This window comes from Natrinema sp. CRL1 (assembly GCF_059162405.1).
Map to the genome: position 1 here is coordinate 362,774 of NZ_JBLVOY010000004.1, position 16,849 is coordinate 379,622.

Annotated in this window: 20 protein-coding genes; 10 read left to right on the forward strand and 10 right to left on the reverse strand. The window is 64.3% G+C overall.

What is annotated here, in order from left to right:
* The first annotated feature begins 232 nt into the window (after nucleotides 1-232).
* Nucleotides 233-1,345, forward strand: coding sequence for a pyridoxal-phosphate-dependent aminotransferase family protein (locus tag ACJYUO_RS15925; RefSeq protein WP_494346326.1), 1,113 nt, complete (start codon nucleotides 233-235; stop codon nucleotides 1,343-1,345).
* A 46-nt stretch (nucleotides 1,346-1,391) separates the two neighbouring features.
* Here ACJYUO_RS15925 and ACJYUO_RS15930 read toward each other — a convergent pair whose 3' ends face one another.
* From ACJYUO_RS15930 to eif1A, 3 genes are all read right to left on the reverse strand, one after another.
* Nucleotides 1,392-1,820, reverse strand: coding sequence for a DUF7522 family protein (locus ACJYUO_RS15930; RefSeq protein WP_494346327.1), 429 nt, complete (start codon nucleotides 1,818-1,820; stop codon nucleotides 1,392-1,394).
* Nucleotides 1,821-1,951: 131 nt separating this feature from the next.
* Entirely contained in the window at nucleotides 1,952-3,316 is a 1,365-nt protein-coding gene (locus tag ACJYUO_RS15935; protein ID WP_494346328.1) for a S8 family peptidase, read from the reverse strand.
* A 348-nt stretch (nucleotides 3,317-3,664) separates the two neighbouring features.
* Nucleotides 3,665-3,955, reverse strand: a complete 291-nt coding sequence (gene eif1A, locus ACJYUO_RS15940) for a translation initiation factor eIF-1A (RefSeq protein ID WP_006431933.1) — start codon at nucleotides 3,953-3,955, stop codon at nucleotides 3,665-3,667.
* A gap of 136 nt (nucleotides 3,956-4,091) precedes the next feature.
* On the opposite strand from eif1A, the gene ACJYUO_RS15945 reads away from it, so the two are divergent.
* Complete coding sequence (locus ACJYUO_RS15945) at nucleotides 4,092-4,271, forward strand: DUF7470 family protein (RefSeq protein ID WP_494346329.1); 180 nt, start codon at nucleotides 4,092-4,094, stop codon at nucleotides 4,269-4,271.
* Nucleotides 4,272-4,341: 70 nt separating this feature from the next.
* On the forward strand, nucleotides 4,342-4,602 hold the full coding sequence (locus tag ACJYUO_RS15950; RefSeq protein WP_494346330.1) for a DUF8015 family protein: 261 nt from the start codon (nucleotides 4,342-4,344) through the stop codon (nucleotides 4,600-4,602).
* A 9-nt stretch (nucleotides 4,603-4,611) separates the two neighbouring features.
* On the opposite strand, the gene ACJYUO_RS15955 is transcribed toward ACJYUO_RS15950, so the two are convergent.
* On the reverse strand, nucleotides 4,612-6,585 hold the full coding sequence (locus ACJYUO_RS15955; protein ID WP_494346331.1) for a DUF460 domain-containing protein: 1,974 nt from the start codon (nucleotides 6,583-6,585) through the stop codon (nucleotides 4,612-4,614).
* A gap of 157 nt (nucleotides 6,586-6,742) precedes the next feature.
* Between ACJYUO_RS15955 and ACJYUO_RS15960 the strand changes: the two genes are divergently transcribed.
* Nucleotides 6,743-7,420, forward strand: coding sequence for a helix-turn-helix domain-containing protein (locus tag ACJYUO_RS15960; protein WP_494346332.1), 678 nt, complete (start codon nucleotides 6,743-6,745; stop codon nucleotides 7,418-7,420).
* 167 nt (nucleotides 7,421-7,587) lie between these two features.
* Entirely contained in the window at nucleotides 7,588-7,839 is a 252-nt protein-coding gene (locus ACJYUO_RS15965; RefSeq protein WP_494346333.1) for a HalOD1 output domain-containing protein, read from the forward strand.
* 177 nt (nucleotides 7,840-8,016) lie between these two features.
* Here the strand turns inward: ACJYUO_RS15965 and rnz are convergent, their stop codons facing one another.
* On the reverse strand, nucleotides 8,017-8,958 hold the full coding sequence (gene rnz, locus ACJYUO_RS15970; RefSeq protein WP_494346334.1) for a ribonuclease Z: 942 nt from the start codon (nucleotides 8,956-8,958) through the stop codon (nucleotides 8,017-8,019).
* Between the two features lie 283 nt (nucleotides 8,959-9,241).
* Between rnz and ACJYUO_RS15975 the strand changes: the two genes are divergently transcribed.
* From ACJYUO_RS15975 to ACJYUO_RS15985, 3 genes are all read left to right on the forward strand, one after another.
* Complete coding sequence (locus ACJYUO_RS15975; protein WP_494346335.1) at nucleotides 9,242-10,372, forward strand: DUF7282 domain-containing protein; 1,131 nt, start codon at nucleotides 9,242-9,244, stop codon at nucleotides 10,370-10,372.
* A gap of 63 nt (nucleotides 10,373-10,435) precedes the next feature.
* Entirely contained in the window at nucleotides 10,436-11,440 is a 1,005-nt protein-coding gene (locus ACJYUO_RS15980) for an AAA family ATPase (protein ID WP_494346336.1), read from the forward strand.
* 105 nt (nucleotides 11,441-11,545) lie between these two features.
* The gene (locus ACJYUO_RS15985) at nucleotides 11,546-11,983 is read left to right on the forward strand and encodes an acyl-CoA thioesterase (protein WP_494346337.1); all 438 of its coding nucleotides are present in this window, start codon (nucleotides 11,546-11,548) and stop codon (nucleotides 11,981-11,983) included.
* A gap of 28 nt (nucleotides 11,984-12,011) precedes the next feature.
* On the opposite strand, the gene ACJYUO_RS15990 is transcribed toward ACJYUO_RS15985, so the two are convergent.
* The 3 genes from ACJYUO_RS15990 to ACJYUO_RS16000 form a co-directional block, all read right to left on the reverse strand.
* Nucleotides 12,012-12,476 carry a type II toxin-antitoxin system VapC family toxin gene (locus ACJYUO_RS15990; RefSeq protein ID WP_494346338.1) on the reverse strand — a complete coding sequence of 155 codons (465 nt, stop codon included), beginning with the start codon at nucleotides 12,474-12,476 and terminating at the stop codon, nucleotides 12,012-12,014.
* A gap of 1 nt (nucleotide 12,477) precedes the next feature.
* Nucleotides 12,478-12,732 carry an AbrB/MazE/SpoVT family DNA-binding domain-containing protein gene (locus ACJYUO_RS15995; protein ID WP_494346339.1) on the reverse strand — a complete coding sequence of 85 codons (255 nt, stop codon included), beginning with the start codon at nucleotides 12,730-12,732 and terminating at the stop codon, nucleotides 12,478-12,480.
* A 239-nt stretch (nucleotides 12,733-12,971) separates the two neighbouring features.
* The gene (locus ACJYUO_RS16000; protein WP_494346340.1) at nucleotides 12,972-14,057 is read right to left on the reverse strand and encodes a TIGR01177 family methyltransferase; all 1,086 of its coding nucleotides are present in this window, start codon (nucleotides 14,055-14,057) and stop codon (nucleotides 12,972-12,974) included.
* Between the two features lie 204 nt (nucleotides 14,058-14,261).
* Here ACJYUO_RS16000 and ACJYUO_RS16005 point away from each other — a divergent pair, with 204 nt between their 5' ends.
* Nucleotides 14,262-14,822: a TATA-box-binding protein gene (locus ACJYUO_RS16005; RefSeq protein ID WP_006671604.1), complete on the forward strand. Its 561-nt coding sequence runs from the start codon at nucleotides 14,262-14,264 to the stop codon at nucleotides 14,820-14,822.
* Nucleotides 14,823-15,175: 353 nt separating this feature from the next.
* Entirely contained in the window at nucleotides 15,176-15,595 is a 420-nt protein-coding gene (locus tag ACJYUO_RS16010; protein WP_494346341.1) for a DUF7344 domain-containing protein, read from the forward strand.
* A 20-nt stretch (nucleotides 15,596-15,615) separates the two neighbouring features.
* On the opposite strand, the gene hisG is transcribed toward ACJYUO_RS16010, so the two are convergent.
* Both hisG and ACJYUO_RS16020 read right to left on the reverse strand, forming a co-directional pair.
* Nucleotides 15,616-16,476: an ATP phosphoribosyltransferase gene (gene hisG, locus ACJYUO_RS16015; RefSeq protein ID WP_494346342.1), complete on the reverse strand. Its 861-nt coding sequence runs from the start codon at nucleotides 16,474-16,476 to the stop codon at nucleotides 15,616-15,618.
* Between the two features lie 78 nt (nucleotides 16,477-16,554).
* The gene (locus tag ACJYUO_RS16020) at nucleotides 16,555-16,752 is read right to left on the reverse strand and encodes a CopZ family metallochaperone (RefSeq protein ID WP_494346343.1); all 198 of its coding nucleotides are present in this window, start codon (nucleotides 16,750-16,752) and stop codon (nucleotides 16,555-16,557) included.
* Between the last annotated feature and the right edge of the window lie 97 nt (nucleotides 16,753-16,849).

Below are 16,849 nucleotides of genomic sequence, written 5' to 3' on the forward strand. Positions count from 1 at the left end.
CACTGTCCGACCGTTGCAGGTCCGCTCGCTTTCTGCTGTTTTTCTCCGGTGGGCTCGATAGCCACTCGCAGCCGACGGCAGTCACTGCCGTCACCAACGGTCGTCCTTACAGCGTCGGGGTATGGGGTAGTATTGAGGCCCGGACCGATATGTGGATCGGGGCAATCGATCAACCGGGCATCAAAAGTACCATACCGCCTCGTTCCGCAGTAGCCCGTATCAGGTGATTTCCGTGACCGAGAAACGCGAATACACGGGCGACTACCCCGACAAAACGCTGTATATCCCGGGTCCGACCGAGGTCCGCGAGGACGTTATCGAGGCGATGGCCGAGCCGATGTTCGGCCACCGCATGGACCGGATGACCGACCTCTATACGACCATCGTCGAGGACACGAAGGAGTTCCTCGGCACCGACAACGACGTTGTCATTCTCACGGGCTCGGGCACGGAGTTCTGGGAGGCCTCGACGCTCAACCTCGTCGACGAGAACATTCTCGTACCGACCTGCGGGAGCTTCAGCGAGCGCCACGCTAACGTGGCCGAGCGACTGGGCAAGAACGTCGACCGCCTCGAGTACGACTGGGGACAGGCGATCAAGCCCGAGGACATCCGCGCGGAACTCGAGTCGAGTGACAAACACTACGACGTGGTTGCGACCGTCATGAACGAGTCCTCGACGGGCGTCCGGAATCCGATCGAGGAGATTGGCGACGTCGTCGCCGAGTATCCGGATACCTACTTCGTCGTCGATGCGGTCTCCTCGCTGGGCGGGGACGCCGTCGACATCGACGAACACAACATCGACGTGATCTTCGCCTCGAGCCAGAAGGCTTTCGCCATGCCGCCCGGGCTTGCGGTCTGTGTCGTCAGCGACGACGCCTACGATCGCGAACTCGAGAAAGACTCCGCGTCGTGGTACGGCGGCTTCCAGCGGACGATCGACTATTACGACCGGAAGGGACAGACTCACTCCACGCCGGCGATCCCGATCATGCTGGCCTACCGCAAACAGATGAAACGCATGTTAGAGGAGGGCCACGACGCGCGCGACAAGCGCCACCGCGAGATGGCCGAGTACACCCGCGAGTGGGCCCGCGAGCACTTCGACATGTTCCCCGAAGAGGGCTACGAGTCCCAGACGGTGAGCTGCATCGAAAACACGCAAGGGATCGACGTCGCCGCGACCATCGACGCCGTGAGCGAGGAGTACGACTTCGTCTTCTCGAACGGCTACGGCTCGCAACTCGGCGAGAAAACGTTCCGCATCGGTCACATGGGCGAACACGACCTCGAGTCGATTAAGGAGCTTACCGACGCGATCGAGGACGTCGCCGGGCTCTGAACCGGGTTCGAGACGTCGTTCGAACGGCTCGTCTCGCTCTCGGTCGCTATTTCGCGTCGGCGAGCAGCCGTCGAACCGCGGTCGCCGCGTCTTCGAACGCGTTGACGTCCATCCCGTCAGTCGTCATAATCGCGCCGGCATCCTCCTGTAGCACTCTGACGACGAATCCGTCGTCGTGGAATCGGACGGTGAACTCGTACGGTCCGATATCCGACCCGTCCGTCGGGTCCGTGACCCTCGTTCGGACCGGAACCTCCGCGAACCCGACCCGCTCGAGTTCGACCAGGATTCCCTTGGCGGCTCGAGCGGCCTCCGGCGAGTCGTAGAGGTCTCGCCGGAGATAGAGAACGTCGAACGCCGAGGGCGTGAAATACACGACGCTCCGGAGCGTATCGCCGAGACCCGTGCGCGCGGCGCTCACGATTCCGGTGGCCAATTCATCGCTGATTTCCGTACGGTACGTTTCGTCGATCATCGAATACTAGAGGCGACGGACGGTATCAAGGGTTTCGCCGCCGCTATCCCCGCGCGTGACCGAACGGGTCCGATCGACGTGACCTCACCGGCGGTCGGGCGGCCGGTACGCGTCGCCGAGAGGGGCGACGGTCACGAAAACAGCCCCCAGAGCCACTCGACGAAGCCAGCGAGCAGGTCTACGAACCGCCCGAACAGCGACCGGAGGCCGCCGACGAGTCCGCCGTCCCACCGTCCGCCGCCCCACTCCCCGCCCTCCGTCGCGCGGTCGTCGCCGAGCGCCGCGCGGGCGTTTACGAGTCCGTCGCCTTCGGCGCAGGTTCCGAGCACCGTCTCCGCCGTCTCGCCGAGGAGCTTCCGGACCGGATCGCTCGGTCCCGGACCGTCCTCCTCGCGCGTCTCCCAGACGAGCGCCGCGACGCCGGTGACGAACGGGGTGGCGACGCTCGTGCCGCTCGCCTCGGCGTACTCGTTGTCGACGGTGCTCGAGGTGACGTTTGTCCCCGGGGCCAGCAGATCGACGGCCGATCCGACGCTGCTGTAGGACGCCAGCCGGTCGTCTTCGTCCATCGCGGTGACCGCGACGACGTTCTCGTGGGTCGCCGGATAGGTCATCGTCTCCGCGGCGCACGAGTCGCTGCCGTCGTTTCCTTCGTTTCCGGCCGCACAGAGCAGGAGGTGGCCGTCCGAGTGCGCGGCGTCGATCGCCCTGCCGAGCGTGGCACTCTCGCTCTCGCCGCCGAGGCTCATTGAGATAATTTCCACGTCGTTCGACATGCACCAGTCGATCCCAGCGATCAGTTCGCTGTACCGGCCGGAACCGTCGTCGCCGAGCACCTTCACCGCGTACAGATTCGTGTTCGGGGCGACGCCGACGACGCCGCGGTCGTTGTCGTCAGCGCCGGTGACCCCGGCGACGTGGGTCCCGTGGCCGTGGCGGTCCTCGTAGTCGCCGGCGCCGCCGTCGGCGGTGAAGTTCCGCCCGCCGGCGACCGACAGACTGCAGTGGTCCGACTGGATTCCCGTGTCGAGAATCCCCACGTCGACGCCCGTTCCGTCCGGTTCGACGGCATCCGCGCCGATCCGTTCGACGCCCCACGACGCCCGTTGGTCGGGGTGGGTCGCACAATCCGAGCCGCCGGGCGGCTCGAAGAGGGTCGGCAGGGACGGCGACCAGTCCGAGGGAATCCCCGTCTCGTCGTCGTCTTCGACCGACGCCACGCGGCGATCGCGACGCAGTTCGTCCAGCCCGGTCGACGGCACCTCCGCGACCACGAACTCGAAGTTCTCGAACTCGAGGACCGTCGTCCCACCGATGGCCTCGATCACGTCGAGGAGTTCGCCGAGGTCCTTGAGCACGCCCGTCTTCGGATGGATGAACACTCGCTCGGTGTCGGTGCCGATCCCGTCCTCCGCTGCCGACGCCGGCATCCCGACCAGCCCGGCCGCAGCGCCGGCCCCGATCCCACCGAGTACTCGCCGCCGGCTGAGTTTCATGCGCAGGTGGATGACCAAGGGCGAAATAAGTCTTCTGTGTCGGCTGATAGTCAGCCGATACGATAGATCGCGCGTTCTCGAGCAATATCGGTACCGGCGATGGTGAATCGTATCGGACAGTAGGGCTACCCCACTCGTATCGTCGGCGAGTGAGTGGTTCGAAGAACCCGAACGACGCCGTTCACCGCGAGCGCCGATAGCGCTCGCGGGCCGACGACTGACCCGGAGTGAACGCAGTGAACGAAGGGGAAGGAGGAGTGCTTCTGATCGAAATTTTGCCGAGGGACGCCGCGCTGTGCGGCAGCTACGCTGCCGTCAGCGCGACAGACCGCAGAGTAAAATTTCGTTTTATGGAATATGGCCTTCGTCGCGCAACTGATCCGCTTCGCTCTTCTCGTAGCGCCACGTGATGTCGGCCTTCTCGTCTTGCCAGTCCCAGGGCTCGACGAGGACGACGTCGTCCTCGCGGATCCAGATGCGCTTTTGCATCTTGCCGGGAATGCGAGCGGTGCGCTCTGTCCCGTCGGCACAGCGTACTTTGACCCGATTCGCCCCGAGCATGTTCGTGACGGTCGCGAAGACCTCGTCGTCCTCGGGCATCCGGAGGTTCTTCCGACCACCCTCACCGTCGTCGCTCATGGCCGTGGGTTCGCGGTCGAACGGTTTAACGCTTTACTGATTCGATCGGCGGAATCGCGCCCGCTATGGCCGGCTGTGGCCGCGGTGAGACCCCGAAACCACGCCGCTTATTTCGCTCGGCTCTGGAATCCTGCGTATGTTGAAAAACCTCGGTGCGCTCGGTATCGCCGGCATCGTAATCTTGCTCGCCGGTATCGCCCTCATCGCGTCTCAGAACCTGCTGATCGCGGCGGGAATGGCCCTTATCGTCGCCGGCCTCGGGCTGGTCGTCAAATCCCTGATCTCGGGCATGCTCCAGAGTTTCGGCATGTTTTGAGCCCTCCCCTTCCCCTGGGGCCGAGCTACTGAGGCTCAAGCGTTTTGCGCCTGCGTCTCGTTGGTGTCGTATGGGATACACGCTCCAGTACTACGATCTCGTGCTGATCGCGATCGCATCGAGTCTGGGGACCGGAGCCGTCGTCGGCTACGCGACGCCCGTTCCGTTTCCGGCCGCGGTCGTCGCGCTCGGGCTCGTCTCGATCGCCTTCATCGGCCACGCCCTGTTCGTCAACGGGCCGGTCGACGATACCGAGGACCTGACCGAGGAGGTCGCCCTCGAGGACGTACCGACAGTGCTGTCGCCGATGGAGTCGGGTCCCGAGACGTAACCGGCCGATCTACACTTCGTTGTCGCCGGCGCGGTGTTCGCTGATGACCTGATCGACCATCGCGGCCTTGCGATCTCGTTTCCTGTCTTCGGCGCGCTCGTGCCAGTCGTCGATGGCCGCCTCGACGTCGTCCTCGCGGGCGACGGCGAGTTCGTCGACCTCCTGCATGGCCACGTCGTCGGCGGGGCCGACCGGGATCTCGCTGTCGAAGAGGATCTCGTCGGCGATTTCGGAGAGGCCGCCGTCCTTGAGGACGACGCGGGGGTCGAACCCCGCGAGCAGTTCGGCCGTCGAGCGGCCCGCGCCGCTCGCGTCGCGGATGTAGACCACGTCGCCGCTGGCGATGCCGTACTGCTCGTCGGCCTCGCGGATCGCCCCCTTCGTGAACTTCTCGACGACTTTGACCGGGACCAGTCCCTCCTTCTCCGCGGAGACATCACTGAAGTTCGAATGGTCGAGCTTCCAGAGGGCTTTCATCCGCTCGACTTTCCGCTCGAGCCCCTCAACCTCATCGCGAGCCTCGTCGCGCTCGCGTTCGAGCCGGTTTGCCTTCCGCTCGAGGCGGCTCACTTCGCGATCCTTGCGGACCTGCGTGCGCTCCTCGCGGCGGGCCAGCGAGAGCTCCGACTCGAGGTCGTCGATCCGGTCGTCGCGGTCCTCGACGCGCCCCTCGAGTCGCTCGACGTGGGACTGGAGCCGCTCGACCTGTCGCTCGAGGTCCTTGATCCGTTTTTCCTCCTCGCTCAGTTCGCGGGGTTTGTGCTCGGTGGACTCCTCTTCGGGCTCGTCGTCGTCGTTCAGGTCGGTGAGGACGGCCTCGACGCTCTCCTCGCCGGCGACGACGCGGGCGGTGACCTCGCCACGGTCGATCCCCGGCGGGAGTTTGTCGGCGATTCGCGCGAACTGGTCCTCGTGGGCGTCGAGGGCGTACAGCGCGGCGGCCATCGCGTCGCGCTGGTGGTCGTTCTCGTATGGGTGCTCGCGCGTGCGATGTTGTTTCTCGTCGACCGGGAGATCGGTTTCGGGGACCCAGCCTGCGGCGTCGAAGCTCCGCCGGAACTTCTCGACGGTTTCGGGCATCGGCGTCACGTCGGCCGCGACGATGACGGGGCGACCGCGCTCGACGATCCACTCGATCACCGCTGCGGTGTCGCTGGTGCGGGAACTCCAGACGTCTAACACCTCGCCTTCGAGGCCGATGATGGCGACGGCGGTCGTCGTCCCGGGGTCAATCCCGACGATGACGTGATCGCGGCGCTTGACCAGCGGGCGGAACTCGATGCCGTCGCGGCGCTGGCGCTCGATTTCGACGCGGACATCACCCGATCGATTTCGCGAGACGGGGATGTCGCTCGGCCGGGCTTGGACGGTGAAGATGGCGTTTGCGAGGCCGCCGTAGGATTCCCGGGCCTCTTTCTCGAACTCGAGGTTGGCGTCCTCGAGTTCGGACTCGACCTCGCGGGCTCGTTTCCGGACCGAGCCGTGGATGCGGCGGGTGTAGCGGTCCTCGCTCCAGCCGCCGCTGCCGGTCGAGCGCCCGCGTGCGACCTTGACTTCGGTCGTATCGGTAAACGCCGAGACCTCGTGGCCGACGTTGTGGGCGGCCAGTCGGGCGGCGGCTTCGGCCTCCTGCATCGGGTCCTTTCCGTAGGGGATGTTGTGTCGCTTCGCGACGCGTGAGAGCGGCTCGGGTTGTTCGGCACCCGTCACTTGGACGAGCATGGTCTCGGACGGGAGCGAGCCCAGGAAGTGGATGAGTTCGTCCTTATTCGCGGCCAGCTCGTACATGTTATCCGTCGCGATGATCGCCGGCTCCTCGTCGTCGATCAGTCGCCTGAGCTTTCGGTGGCTGACGACGTCCCGGGTGACCTCTTCCCCGTCGTAGACGGCCAGTGCGTACGATGGCGCATCGCCGCGCACGTCACCACTTTGGATGTCGACGCCGAAGACGACTGCATCGAGCGCACTCGTTCGCGTACTCACAGGGAGCCATAGGAACGAGACGGCTATAAATCCGACGCGGGTTCGCACTTCGCTCGAATCGCTGGCGGACAGCACTCGAGCAGCGGATGGAGCGGTCGGGTTGGACCTGCTAGTACCGGGAGCTTTTACAACTACTCCCGTGGAATCCATCCCTCCGATGAGTGTTCTCACGGAGTTCATCGTCCCGGCCGACGAATTCGTCCTGGCAGAGACGTTGACGATAGTCCCGGAGATGCGCATCGAAATCAAACGTGTCGTCGGGGGAAAATCGCACATCACTCCGTACTTCTGGGCCTTCGGAGCGGATTTCGATGCGTTCGAGCGAGCCGTCCGCGATGACGAGATGGTTCGGGAACTGCTCATTCTCGAGGAGCAAGACGAACAGCATAGTCACGACGAAGCGGAAGAAGAGCGGTTCTATCGCGTCACGTGGGAAATGAACGTGCCGAATCTGATCACCGCGGTCTCCGACGCGAAGGCGACCGTCTTAGAAGCCGTGACCGCCGATGCTGATCGCTGGGAAGTAAAAATCCTGTTTCCGAACGAGGAAGCGCTCTCCGGGTTCCAGGAGTACTGTCTCGAGCACGACTTTACCTTCCAGCCCCAGCGCGTGTATCGACCGGAAAACCCCGAAGAACAGGCCGAATACGGCGTGACCGCGGACCAACAGGAAGCGCTGGAAGCCGCATACCACGCCGGGTATTTCGAGGTCCCTCGCGATCGGACACTCACCGAACTCGCTGCCGATCTCGATATTTCTCGAAACGCGGCGTCTGCACGGCTCCGTCGTGGCCACCGGAACCTTATTGGCAACACGATCATTCACGAGGAGTAATCGGTGCTGGAGAACATGCCCCCGCATATAATGAGTGTGAGGACGACCACAACGGGCCTATTGAGGCGGACTTCGTAACAGGAGCCGGCGGGAAGAGTGGTAGTATGACAGCAAAGGATCCCCCAGCGTTCGGTCAGTCCGAGGAGGACAGTCGACGAACACACGACATGGACCCCGTTAGTCATCGTGTGATCAAAACAGTTGCTGCAGAGAGTAATACGGCCGTTTCCGACCTCGCGCCGCTGTACTACTCGATCGATCCGGATGCGCTTGACTCGCTTTTTTCGAACCCCTCTTCTCACTCGGTAAACCAACTCTCGTTTACGTTCTCGGACTATCGAGTGACCGTTTCGGGCGATGGCTCTGTTAGTGTGGTCGCACTCGAGGAAGCGAGAGCTGCAGCCGATGGAGACGAGTGATCAGTTCCGACTCGATACCGCCTACCTCTTTTGCTACTGTCTTCTACGATCCGAGTTCGAACGGTTTGTGCCGTGTCGTGGCCCTCTCGAGCAGTCGACTGTGTGTGCGTAGGGTAGCTGATCGAGCCGGGTGATAGTCAGTGGCTACTATATGCACGGCCGAGGGAGCCGACTGAGTCACTCGTTGCCGTCCGGATACGGAATCTCGAGGTACTGCCCGTCTTGGGGGACGAAGGCGTCGTCCGCATCGCCCGCGAAGACCTCTCGAGCCTGTTCCTCGTGGTCCTCGGTCCGCCCGGCATACCGCGAGGAGAGGTGCATCAGCGCGAGCCGGTCCGCGCCGGCTCGGTTCGCGATTTCGGCGGCCTGGCGGGCCGTCGAGTGAGCGGTATCGGTCGCGCGGTCGGCGCGGTCGTCGGCGAAGGTAGCGTCGTGGATCAGCAGATCCGGCTCGTCGGCCGCCGCGATCGTCGCCTCGGCGGGGCGGGTGTCGCCGGTGTAGACGATCGACCGGCCCGGACGGGGGTCGCCGACGACCTGTTCGGGGTCGACCACGGTGCCGTCCTCGAGCTCGACGGGCTCGCCCTCGTGGAGTCTCGAGAACTTCGGTCCGACCGGGACGCCTAATTCCTCGGCGCGCTCGCGGTCGAATCGGCCCTTGCGGTCGTCCTCGGCGAGCGCGTAGCCGACCGAGCGGGTGTCGTGGTCGGTTTCGAACGCCCGGACCTCGTACTCCTCGGCCCGGTAGGCGACATCGCCGTCGCCGACCTCGCTGATCCGCACCGGAAACGAGGGGCGGTTTCCGAGGGCGTTGACCAGCGATTTGAGCTGTTGGCGCGTGCCGTGGGGGGTGTGGATCGCCAGCGGCTCCTCGCGGTCGTTGAACGCCATCGTCTGGAGCAGCCCCGGAATCCCGAGGACGTGATCGCCGTGGAGGTGCGTGACGAACAGGTGCGAGACGGAAAACCCGGTTCCGAACCGCATCATCTGCCGCTGGGTCCCCTCGCCGGCGTCGAACAGCAACCCCTCGCCCTCGCGGGCGACGAAGACGCTGCTCGGATTCCGCTCGGTCGTCGGAATCGCCCCGGCCGTCCCCAAAAACGTCACGCGCAGTGCCATCGATAGTGCTTCGGCGGGCCGCGACTAAACCGGCTTCGGATCGCTCGAGCCCGAATTCACGGTCCGGCACCGACCCCAATCCGTGGGAATCGTTGCTGTCGGTATTCGAGTCGGTCGTTGGGTTCGAATTCCTGTCCGTTCGGTTCGACCGACGAACCGACTGTCTGAACTGTGGTAAGTGGCGACTATTCACCCAAACCATCCTGGAACGATCTACCGACCTGCGAACGGACGATGCGTTTTACGTCGATCGAGTCCCAACACGAGGACGACGACACCCCCAATGAGTTCGAGACTGACGTTTGGCACCCTCAAGCGGATCGTCGCCATCCTAATCGCGATCACCGTCGTGCTCGTCGCCGGTATCGTCGTCGGGCAGGCCCCCGCCATCTTCGGCGTCGAGGAGGACCCCGAGGCCTCGATCACGTTCGAGGATCAGCAGGGCGACGGCAGCAATGTCACGATCCGGGAGGTTTCGCTCTCCGAGGGCGGCTACGTCGTGCTCACCGACGGCGGCGACGAACCGCTCGCGGTCTCCGAGCGACTCGAGGCAGGGACCCACGAGAACGTCACCATCGAGCGCGAGGACGATTCGACCCGGGAACTGGTCGGCCAGCTCACGGCGACGGTCCATCGGGACACCGCCGATGAGGACGGCTACGCGTACGGCGAGACCGACGGCGAGGAAGACCAACCGTACCTCGAGGACGGGTTCCCGGTCAGCGACACCGCGACGGTGACGACCACCGAGGAGGACGCGCTCGGGGACTCGTTCGTCGTCGAATCGATCGACGCACCCGCGACGGCGACGACCAACGAGACGATTCGGGTGAACGCGACGATCCGCAATCCGACCGAGTTCCAGACCCAGCAGTCCGTCACGGTCCGTATCGACGGAACCGTCTTCGAACGACGAGTCCTGGAACTCGATGGCGGCGAGTCCCGGACCGTGACCTTCGAGATGGACACGAACGGCGCGCCGCCGGGTAATCGGACGATCGGCGTCTACACCGACGGCGACGGTGCGGTCTCGGACATCGACCTCGAGTTCCACACCGAGCCGAGCGTCTCGGTTTCCGACGCCTCCAACGAGACTGTAACGGCCGCCGCGGCGATCCCCGAGCAGGGATTCGTCGCCGTCGAGCAAAACGGCACGACGGTCGGGACGAGCGACCAACTCGACCCCGGTGAACACGAGAACGTGACCGTCGAACTGTCCGACGACGCGTCGGTCACCGAGGGCGAGGAACTGACCGCCGCCCTCTATGCGGGCTCGCCGGGCGAGGCAGACGCTGCCTCGCCGATCGAGTTCGAGGGTGAGCCGGTCGAAACGACGTTCACGATCGCGGACGCAGGGGCGGACGAGTCGGGTGATGGCAGTGACGACTCCGAAAACGAATCGACCGGCGACTGATCCCCCGCCTCGAGCGACGCGTAATCGACCGATTCTTACCCGTCCCGCACCTATCGGTTGGCGATGGACGCGCCGCTGTGGACCGAGACCCACGCCCCGGAGCTGGCCGAGTTGCCACAGGACGACGCTCGCGAGTACTTGGAGCGAGCCGTCGAGGAGCCGATCAACCTCCTCCTGCAGGGACCCCCCGGGAGCGGGAAGACGGCCGCAGCGCGCGCACTGGCCCGCGAGGCCCACGCGGACCCGGACAACGATTTCGTCGAGATCAACGTCGCCGACTTCTTCGGCCGGACCAAGACCGAGATCAAGAACGACCCCCGGTTCGAGCACTTCCTCGTCGGGCGCTCCTCGATGTCTAAGCGGGACATGATCAACCACGTCCTCAAGGAGTCCGCGAGCTACGCCCCGGTTTCGGGCGGGTACACGACGATCCTGCTCGACAACGCCGAGGACGTTCGGGAGGACTTCCAGCAGGCCTTGCGCCGGATCATGGAGCAACACCACCGGACGACCCAATTCATCGTCGCCACCCGCCAGCCCACCAAGCTCATCCCGCCGATCCGCTCGCGGTGTTTCCCCGTCTCCCTGCGCTCGCCCAGCAGCGACGAGATCGTCACCGTCCTCGAGCGCATCGTCGAGCGCGAGGGCGTCGACTACGACGACGACGGACTCGAGTTCGTCGCGGGCTACGCGAACGGCAACCTCCGGCAGGCGATTCTGGCGGCCCAGACGACCGTCGAGGACGAGGGCGAACTCACGATGAGCGCGGCCTACGAGACCATCGGTGAGGTCGGACTGGACGAGGAGATCGAGTCGATGTTAGACGATGCCGAGGCCGGCGCGTTCACCGATGCCCGCTCGACCCTTGATGACCTGCTCGTCGACGAGGGATTAGACGGCAACGAGGTCCTCGAGGAGATCCTTCGCATCGCTCGAAAACGGTATCAGGGCGATCGGCTCGCCGAAATCCACCGGCTGGCGGCCGATATCGACGTCGAGATGCACGAGGGGACGAGCGACCGCGTTCACGTCTCGCACTTGCTTGCGGAACTGGGTCGAGACGCCTGACTCCTGTTTCACTGCTCTCTGATCATTCGTCGAGAAAGCGAGGAATTCCCGGCCAATCTCTCGCCGATACCGACCGTTATCCCCCTCCCCTGCGAACGACCGGGTATGCCGACGCTTCTCGAGACCTACATCAAGAACCGGTTTCGCGTCCAGCCCAATCACGCGAATAACAACGACACGCTCCACGGCGGCAATCTGATGAAGTGGCTCGACGAGGTGAGCGCGATGTCGGCGATGCGATTCGCCGGCGAGACCTGCGTCACCGCCCGCGTGAACGAACTCGACTTCGAGCGGCCGATCCAGATCGGCGACACGGCCCTCGTCGAGGCCTACGTCTACGACGCCGGCCGGACGAGCGTCCACGTCGCGTTGCGCGCCTGGCGCGAGGAACCCCGCAGCGGCGAGACCGAGAAGACGACCGAGTCGACGTTTACCTTCGTCGCGATCGACGAGGACGGCGAGAAGGTCCCCGTCCCCGACCTCTCGATCGAGAGCGAGGAGGGGAAACGGCTTCGGGATCGGGTCCACGAGATCGAGGCGTGATTCCACTCAGGTGATCGTCCGTTTCTCGTTACGAGTCGTTGACGTTGTGAAAGCGCTCGAGTACCGCTTCCGGAACCGGGTTGACGTACTCGAACGGTTCGTTGTCACAGAGACGATCGAAGTCGCGATCGGTAGTCACCAGTACGTCGGCATCGGTCTGTCGAGCGAGCGCGATATAAAAGCAGTCGTAGACATCGTGGTTCTTCTCTGCACTGATTTCGTAGGCGTCGAGAACGGTCTGGTCGTCCACGTCGACGAACTCGAGCGGATACTGGAGGAGCGACGAAACGGCGTTTCGCGCTTCATATGTGTCGAAGCCGAGATCTTCGAGTACCCACTGAATCCGGAGCGGAAGATAGCCGAAGGCGATCAGTGAATCGCTCCCAGTGAGCGCTGGAACCAGTTCCTCCGCGACGTGTGGATGGCCGGGATGGTCGTCTACCAACTGAATCGACAGTGCGTTGAGGTCAGGCAAGACGCGTTTCGACCCCATCTCACCGACCACCGAACGTCGCATCACCCGCGTCCCGGAACGCCTCGTCACCCCACTCCTCTCCCCGTGTAAGCGTCTCGAGATCGGGCAGTTCCCTGACGAGACGGATGTCGCCACCGTCTCGAACGACTCGGAACTCGGTCCCGTCCTCGAGATTGAGTTCGTCACGGAGTTCCTTCGGAATCGTCAACCGGCCGCGATGATTGATCTGTGCCGTTCCGTACTCCTCGCTGGCAGTGTCGTTTGTCCCGCTCATTCTATCACCCGCATCTAATCAAACGCAATCGTTCACCATAAGACATGGGGAGAAATACGAACCCACTACAGTACTCTCCACTGTGCGGGTATCCACCTGTGCTTGATGGTGGTGCGGTGGGTCGCGAGCGAATCGGTCGACGAAGGCATGGCGACTACCCATCGTCACGACAGTAGCCCTTGCTGCAGCGTGAGTTTCCGACTCGGTATCGGAGACGGGACTGTGTTCAGTTACGATAGTCACCGCTCGAGGACCATCACGTACCGCGTCAGCGAGCGATGGACCCGGCGCTCGAACGTCGCCGCGAGCTCCCAGCCCGCCGCCCGCGCTTCGCTGTGCCACGACCGATCCGCGATCACGACCGCTCGCGGCGCGACCCGGTGAGCTTCGGCGAGCGCGCCCGAGACGAGGTCCTCGAGCCGGTGGGTCTCGATCTTCGACTGGCGACCGTAGGGGGCATCGAAGACGACCCCGTCGACCGCGTCGTCGGCCAGCGGCAACTGGGTTCCGTCGCCGCGACCGACATGCCACGAGCCCCGCGAGACGCCGGTCGGCGAGGGTTCATCGGTCTCGAGGAAGTACGCCAGATTCTCACTCGCCCCCGTAGCCATCTTCGCCTGCGCGTCGGTGCCGACTACGTCCGCACCGACGAGGCCGGCCTCGACGAGGACGCCACCGGTGCCACACATCGGATCCAGAATCGTCGCGCCCGGCCGAGCGCCCGCGACGTTCGCGACGGCGCGCGCGAGCAGGGGATCCATGCTCCCGGGCTGGAAGAAGGGTTTGTCCGTCGGGTTGCGCGTCCCGAAGTCCCGGACGCTCTCGGCCGCGAGCCAGCCGAGCGCGCAGGTCGAAACGCGCTCGCCCGCGGACTCCTCGTCGTCCGTACGCTCCCCATCCTCGAGAGAGTCCGCGCCCGAATCGGCCGCGAGCACGCCCTCCGAAAACGCGACCCGCAGGAGGTGGTCCGGCTCGTCGAGGTCCACCGCGAACCCGCGGTCGACCAGTACCTGTCCCAGTTCGCGCTCCGCGCGTTCGGTGCTCACGCCGCTCGAGCCGTGGACGTCCGTCGCTCGCACCGCAACACTGCCCTCCCGGTCGATCGAGGCGGCCTCGAGCACGGCGCGGGCACTCGCGAGGTCCGCGTCGCCGCGGCCGAGGAGGTCGCTTGCGCGCCGGGTGTAGGCGAGTCCGTGGATGCGCTCGGGGACGATTCCGCCCGCAACGGCGAGCCCGGGTGCGATTCGGCGGATACCAGTCGCAGCGCTGGCTGCCTCACAGGCCGCGAACGCGTCGTCTTCACCGCCGAACTCGAGCAGATACACGGTCGAATCATCGCTTCGGACCGGCCATGAGCCTACCGCTTTCTGCAAACCGGTCGATTATACACGATACCAAATATCATACCTACGACCCGTCTACCACCCTGAAATCGGCCGTCCCGGAGATCGCAGGGATCGTATAAACCGGATATATCAGGTGGCGGTACTAACCTTTATAAACCTTAAATACGTCTTTTTAAGCGACTAATGACGGATCCGAAGGACACCATCAACATCGAAAACGTGGTGGCGTCGACCGGCATCGGACAGGAACTCGACCTCCAGAGCGTCGCCATGGACCTCGAGGGGGCCGACTACGACCCCGAGCAGTTCCCCGGTCTCGTCTACCGTACCCAGAATCCCAAATCCGCCGCCCTGATCTTCCGCTCCGGGAAGATCGTCTGTACCGGCGCGAAAAGCACTGACGACGTTCACGAGAGCCTGCGCATCGTCTTCGACAAGCTCCGCGAACTCCAGATTCAGGTCAACGAAGACCCCGAGATCGTCGTCCAGAACATCGTCACGTCGGCCGATCTGGGGCGCAACCTCAACCTGAACGCGATCGCCATCGGGCTGGGCCTCGAGAACATCGAGTACGAGCCCGAGCAGTTCCCGGGTCTGGTCTACCGACTCGACGAGCCCGAAGTCGTCGCCTTGCTCTTTGGCTCGGGCAAGCTTGTCATCACCGGCGGGAAAAAGCCCGAAGACGCCGAACACGCGGTCGACAAGATCGTCTCCCGGCTCGAGGATCTCGGCCTGCTCGAGTAACGGCACCCGTTTTCGGCTGCCGTCGACCGCCTCGAGCGGTGCCCACGCCACCGATTCGCTCACGGACACGTCCTCGTGCCCGCCAGACAGCAGGTCCGTCGTGTCCGCGAGACTCTTTTCGCGACCGGCCGCAGAGCGCTCGTCGGTAGCGACTGCTTACCCGTTTGCCGCCGTAGTTCCCGGCTTGAGCAATCGCTGCTCTCGCCGATTGTCGCACACTCCACCGTCGATTTTACCGGATTATCGATCGTTCAATCCCGCCCCAGCGGGGCTGACTCGCCTGAACCGAGCCATATTCGTCGAAACGACCGTTCGCGTTTATCCGGCACCCCGTTCCTGACTCTCACGTGCCCATGACGATCCACCCAGATCGAACGACACCGGTTTCGGATCGGTTTCACCTCGGGAACGACGCCGCGATCGGCCGCCGCCCGCTCGCACGCGACACGATCCGGGACGTCGTCGACAGCGACCGCCGGCGCGAAGTGGTTCGTTGCGTCCTCGCCGCCGACGATCCGATCGCGTTGCGAACGCTGGTCGGGCGACTCGCCGACGCCGAGCACGATCCCGCGGTCGGGACGACGATCCACCGACTGCGCCAGCGGATTCACACCTCGCTCTGTGAAACGCACATCCCGCTGCTCGAAGAACACGATATCGTCCGCTTCGATCGGGTGCGGAACCTCGTCGGCCCAGCGGCCAACTGCACCGCGTTCGAATCCCTCCTCGAGTTCGACTCGCTCGAGCGCCCGATCGCCTCCCGACTCGAGTAAGCGATCGCGATCGGTCGCGATTACTCGACGAGACGCTCGATCTCGGTCACTAAAATATCGCTCGCGCCGGCGCTTTTGACCTCGGTAATCGTCTCGAAGACGTCTCCCTCGTCGACGACGGCGTGCACTGCGACCTTGGCCTCACCCTCTTTCTCGTCGGCGATGTCCATGATCGTCGGCCCGCCCAGTCCCGGAATGACATCGCGGACGGCCTCGAGTCGATCTCGGGGCACGTTCATCATCAGGTAGCGCTTGCCCTCGGCCTGCTTGACGGAGGCGAGGGCGGTCCGGACCTCGCCGATTTTCGGCTCGTCGAGGACGTCCTCGCGACCGAACAGGCGCACCGAACTCGAGAGGACCTCCTCGACGACGGCCAGCCGGTTCATCTTCAGCGTCGTGCCGGTGCTCGTGATGTCGACGATGGCGTCGGCCATCTCGACGTGCGGCGTGAGTTCTGTCGCACCCGAGACCTCGACGATGTCGGGGTCGACGCCGGTCTCGGCGAAGAAGTCTGCGGTGATATTCGGAAACTCGGTAGCGACGGTCTTGCCCGTCAGGTCCTCGACGCCGCCGATGTCGCCGTCTTCCGGAGCCGCGAGCACCAGCCGACAGCGCCCGAACTCCAGATTCAACAGTTCCGAGACGTTGTCGACGCGAGCCTCCTGTACCTGATCGAAGCCGGTGATCCCGAGGTCGGCCGCGCCGTCGGAGACGTACTCCGGGATATCGGCCGCACGGGCGAACAGTACCGTCACGTCGGGGTCGACGGTGTCCGCGTAGAGTTTCCGGTCGGCCCCGTTCTCGAGATGGAGCCCCGCCCGCTCTAAGAGATCGATCGTCGGCTCGTGCAGGCGGCCCTTGTTGGGAACGGCGATTCGCATATGCTGGCTCCTTGGCGGTGGTGGGGGAATTGTCTTTTCATCCGACCGAGTCGGCGGTTCGATCCCGGTGGCCAGTCTCTACGCCGACACGTCGTAGCCGGCCTCGTCGACCGCGCGAACGAGTTCCTGTGGGTCCGCGTCCCCGTCGACGGTAGCCTGTTCGGCCTCGCGATCGGCTTCGGCTGATTCGACGCCCGAAACGTCCTCGAGCGCGTCTTCGACGCTCTGTTCGCAGTGATCACACGACATGCCTTCGACGGTGAGTGTCTGACTCATACGAGTGTATAGGGGCAGCTCTTCTTTGTGCGTTATCCCTTCCGGCGATAACCTGCTGGTGGATTTGACTTCGGATTCCAAAGGTACCGCCGCCACG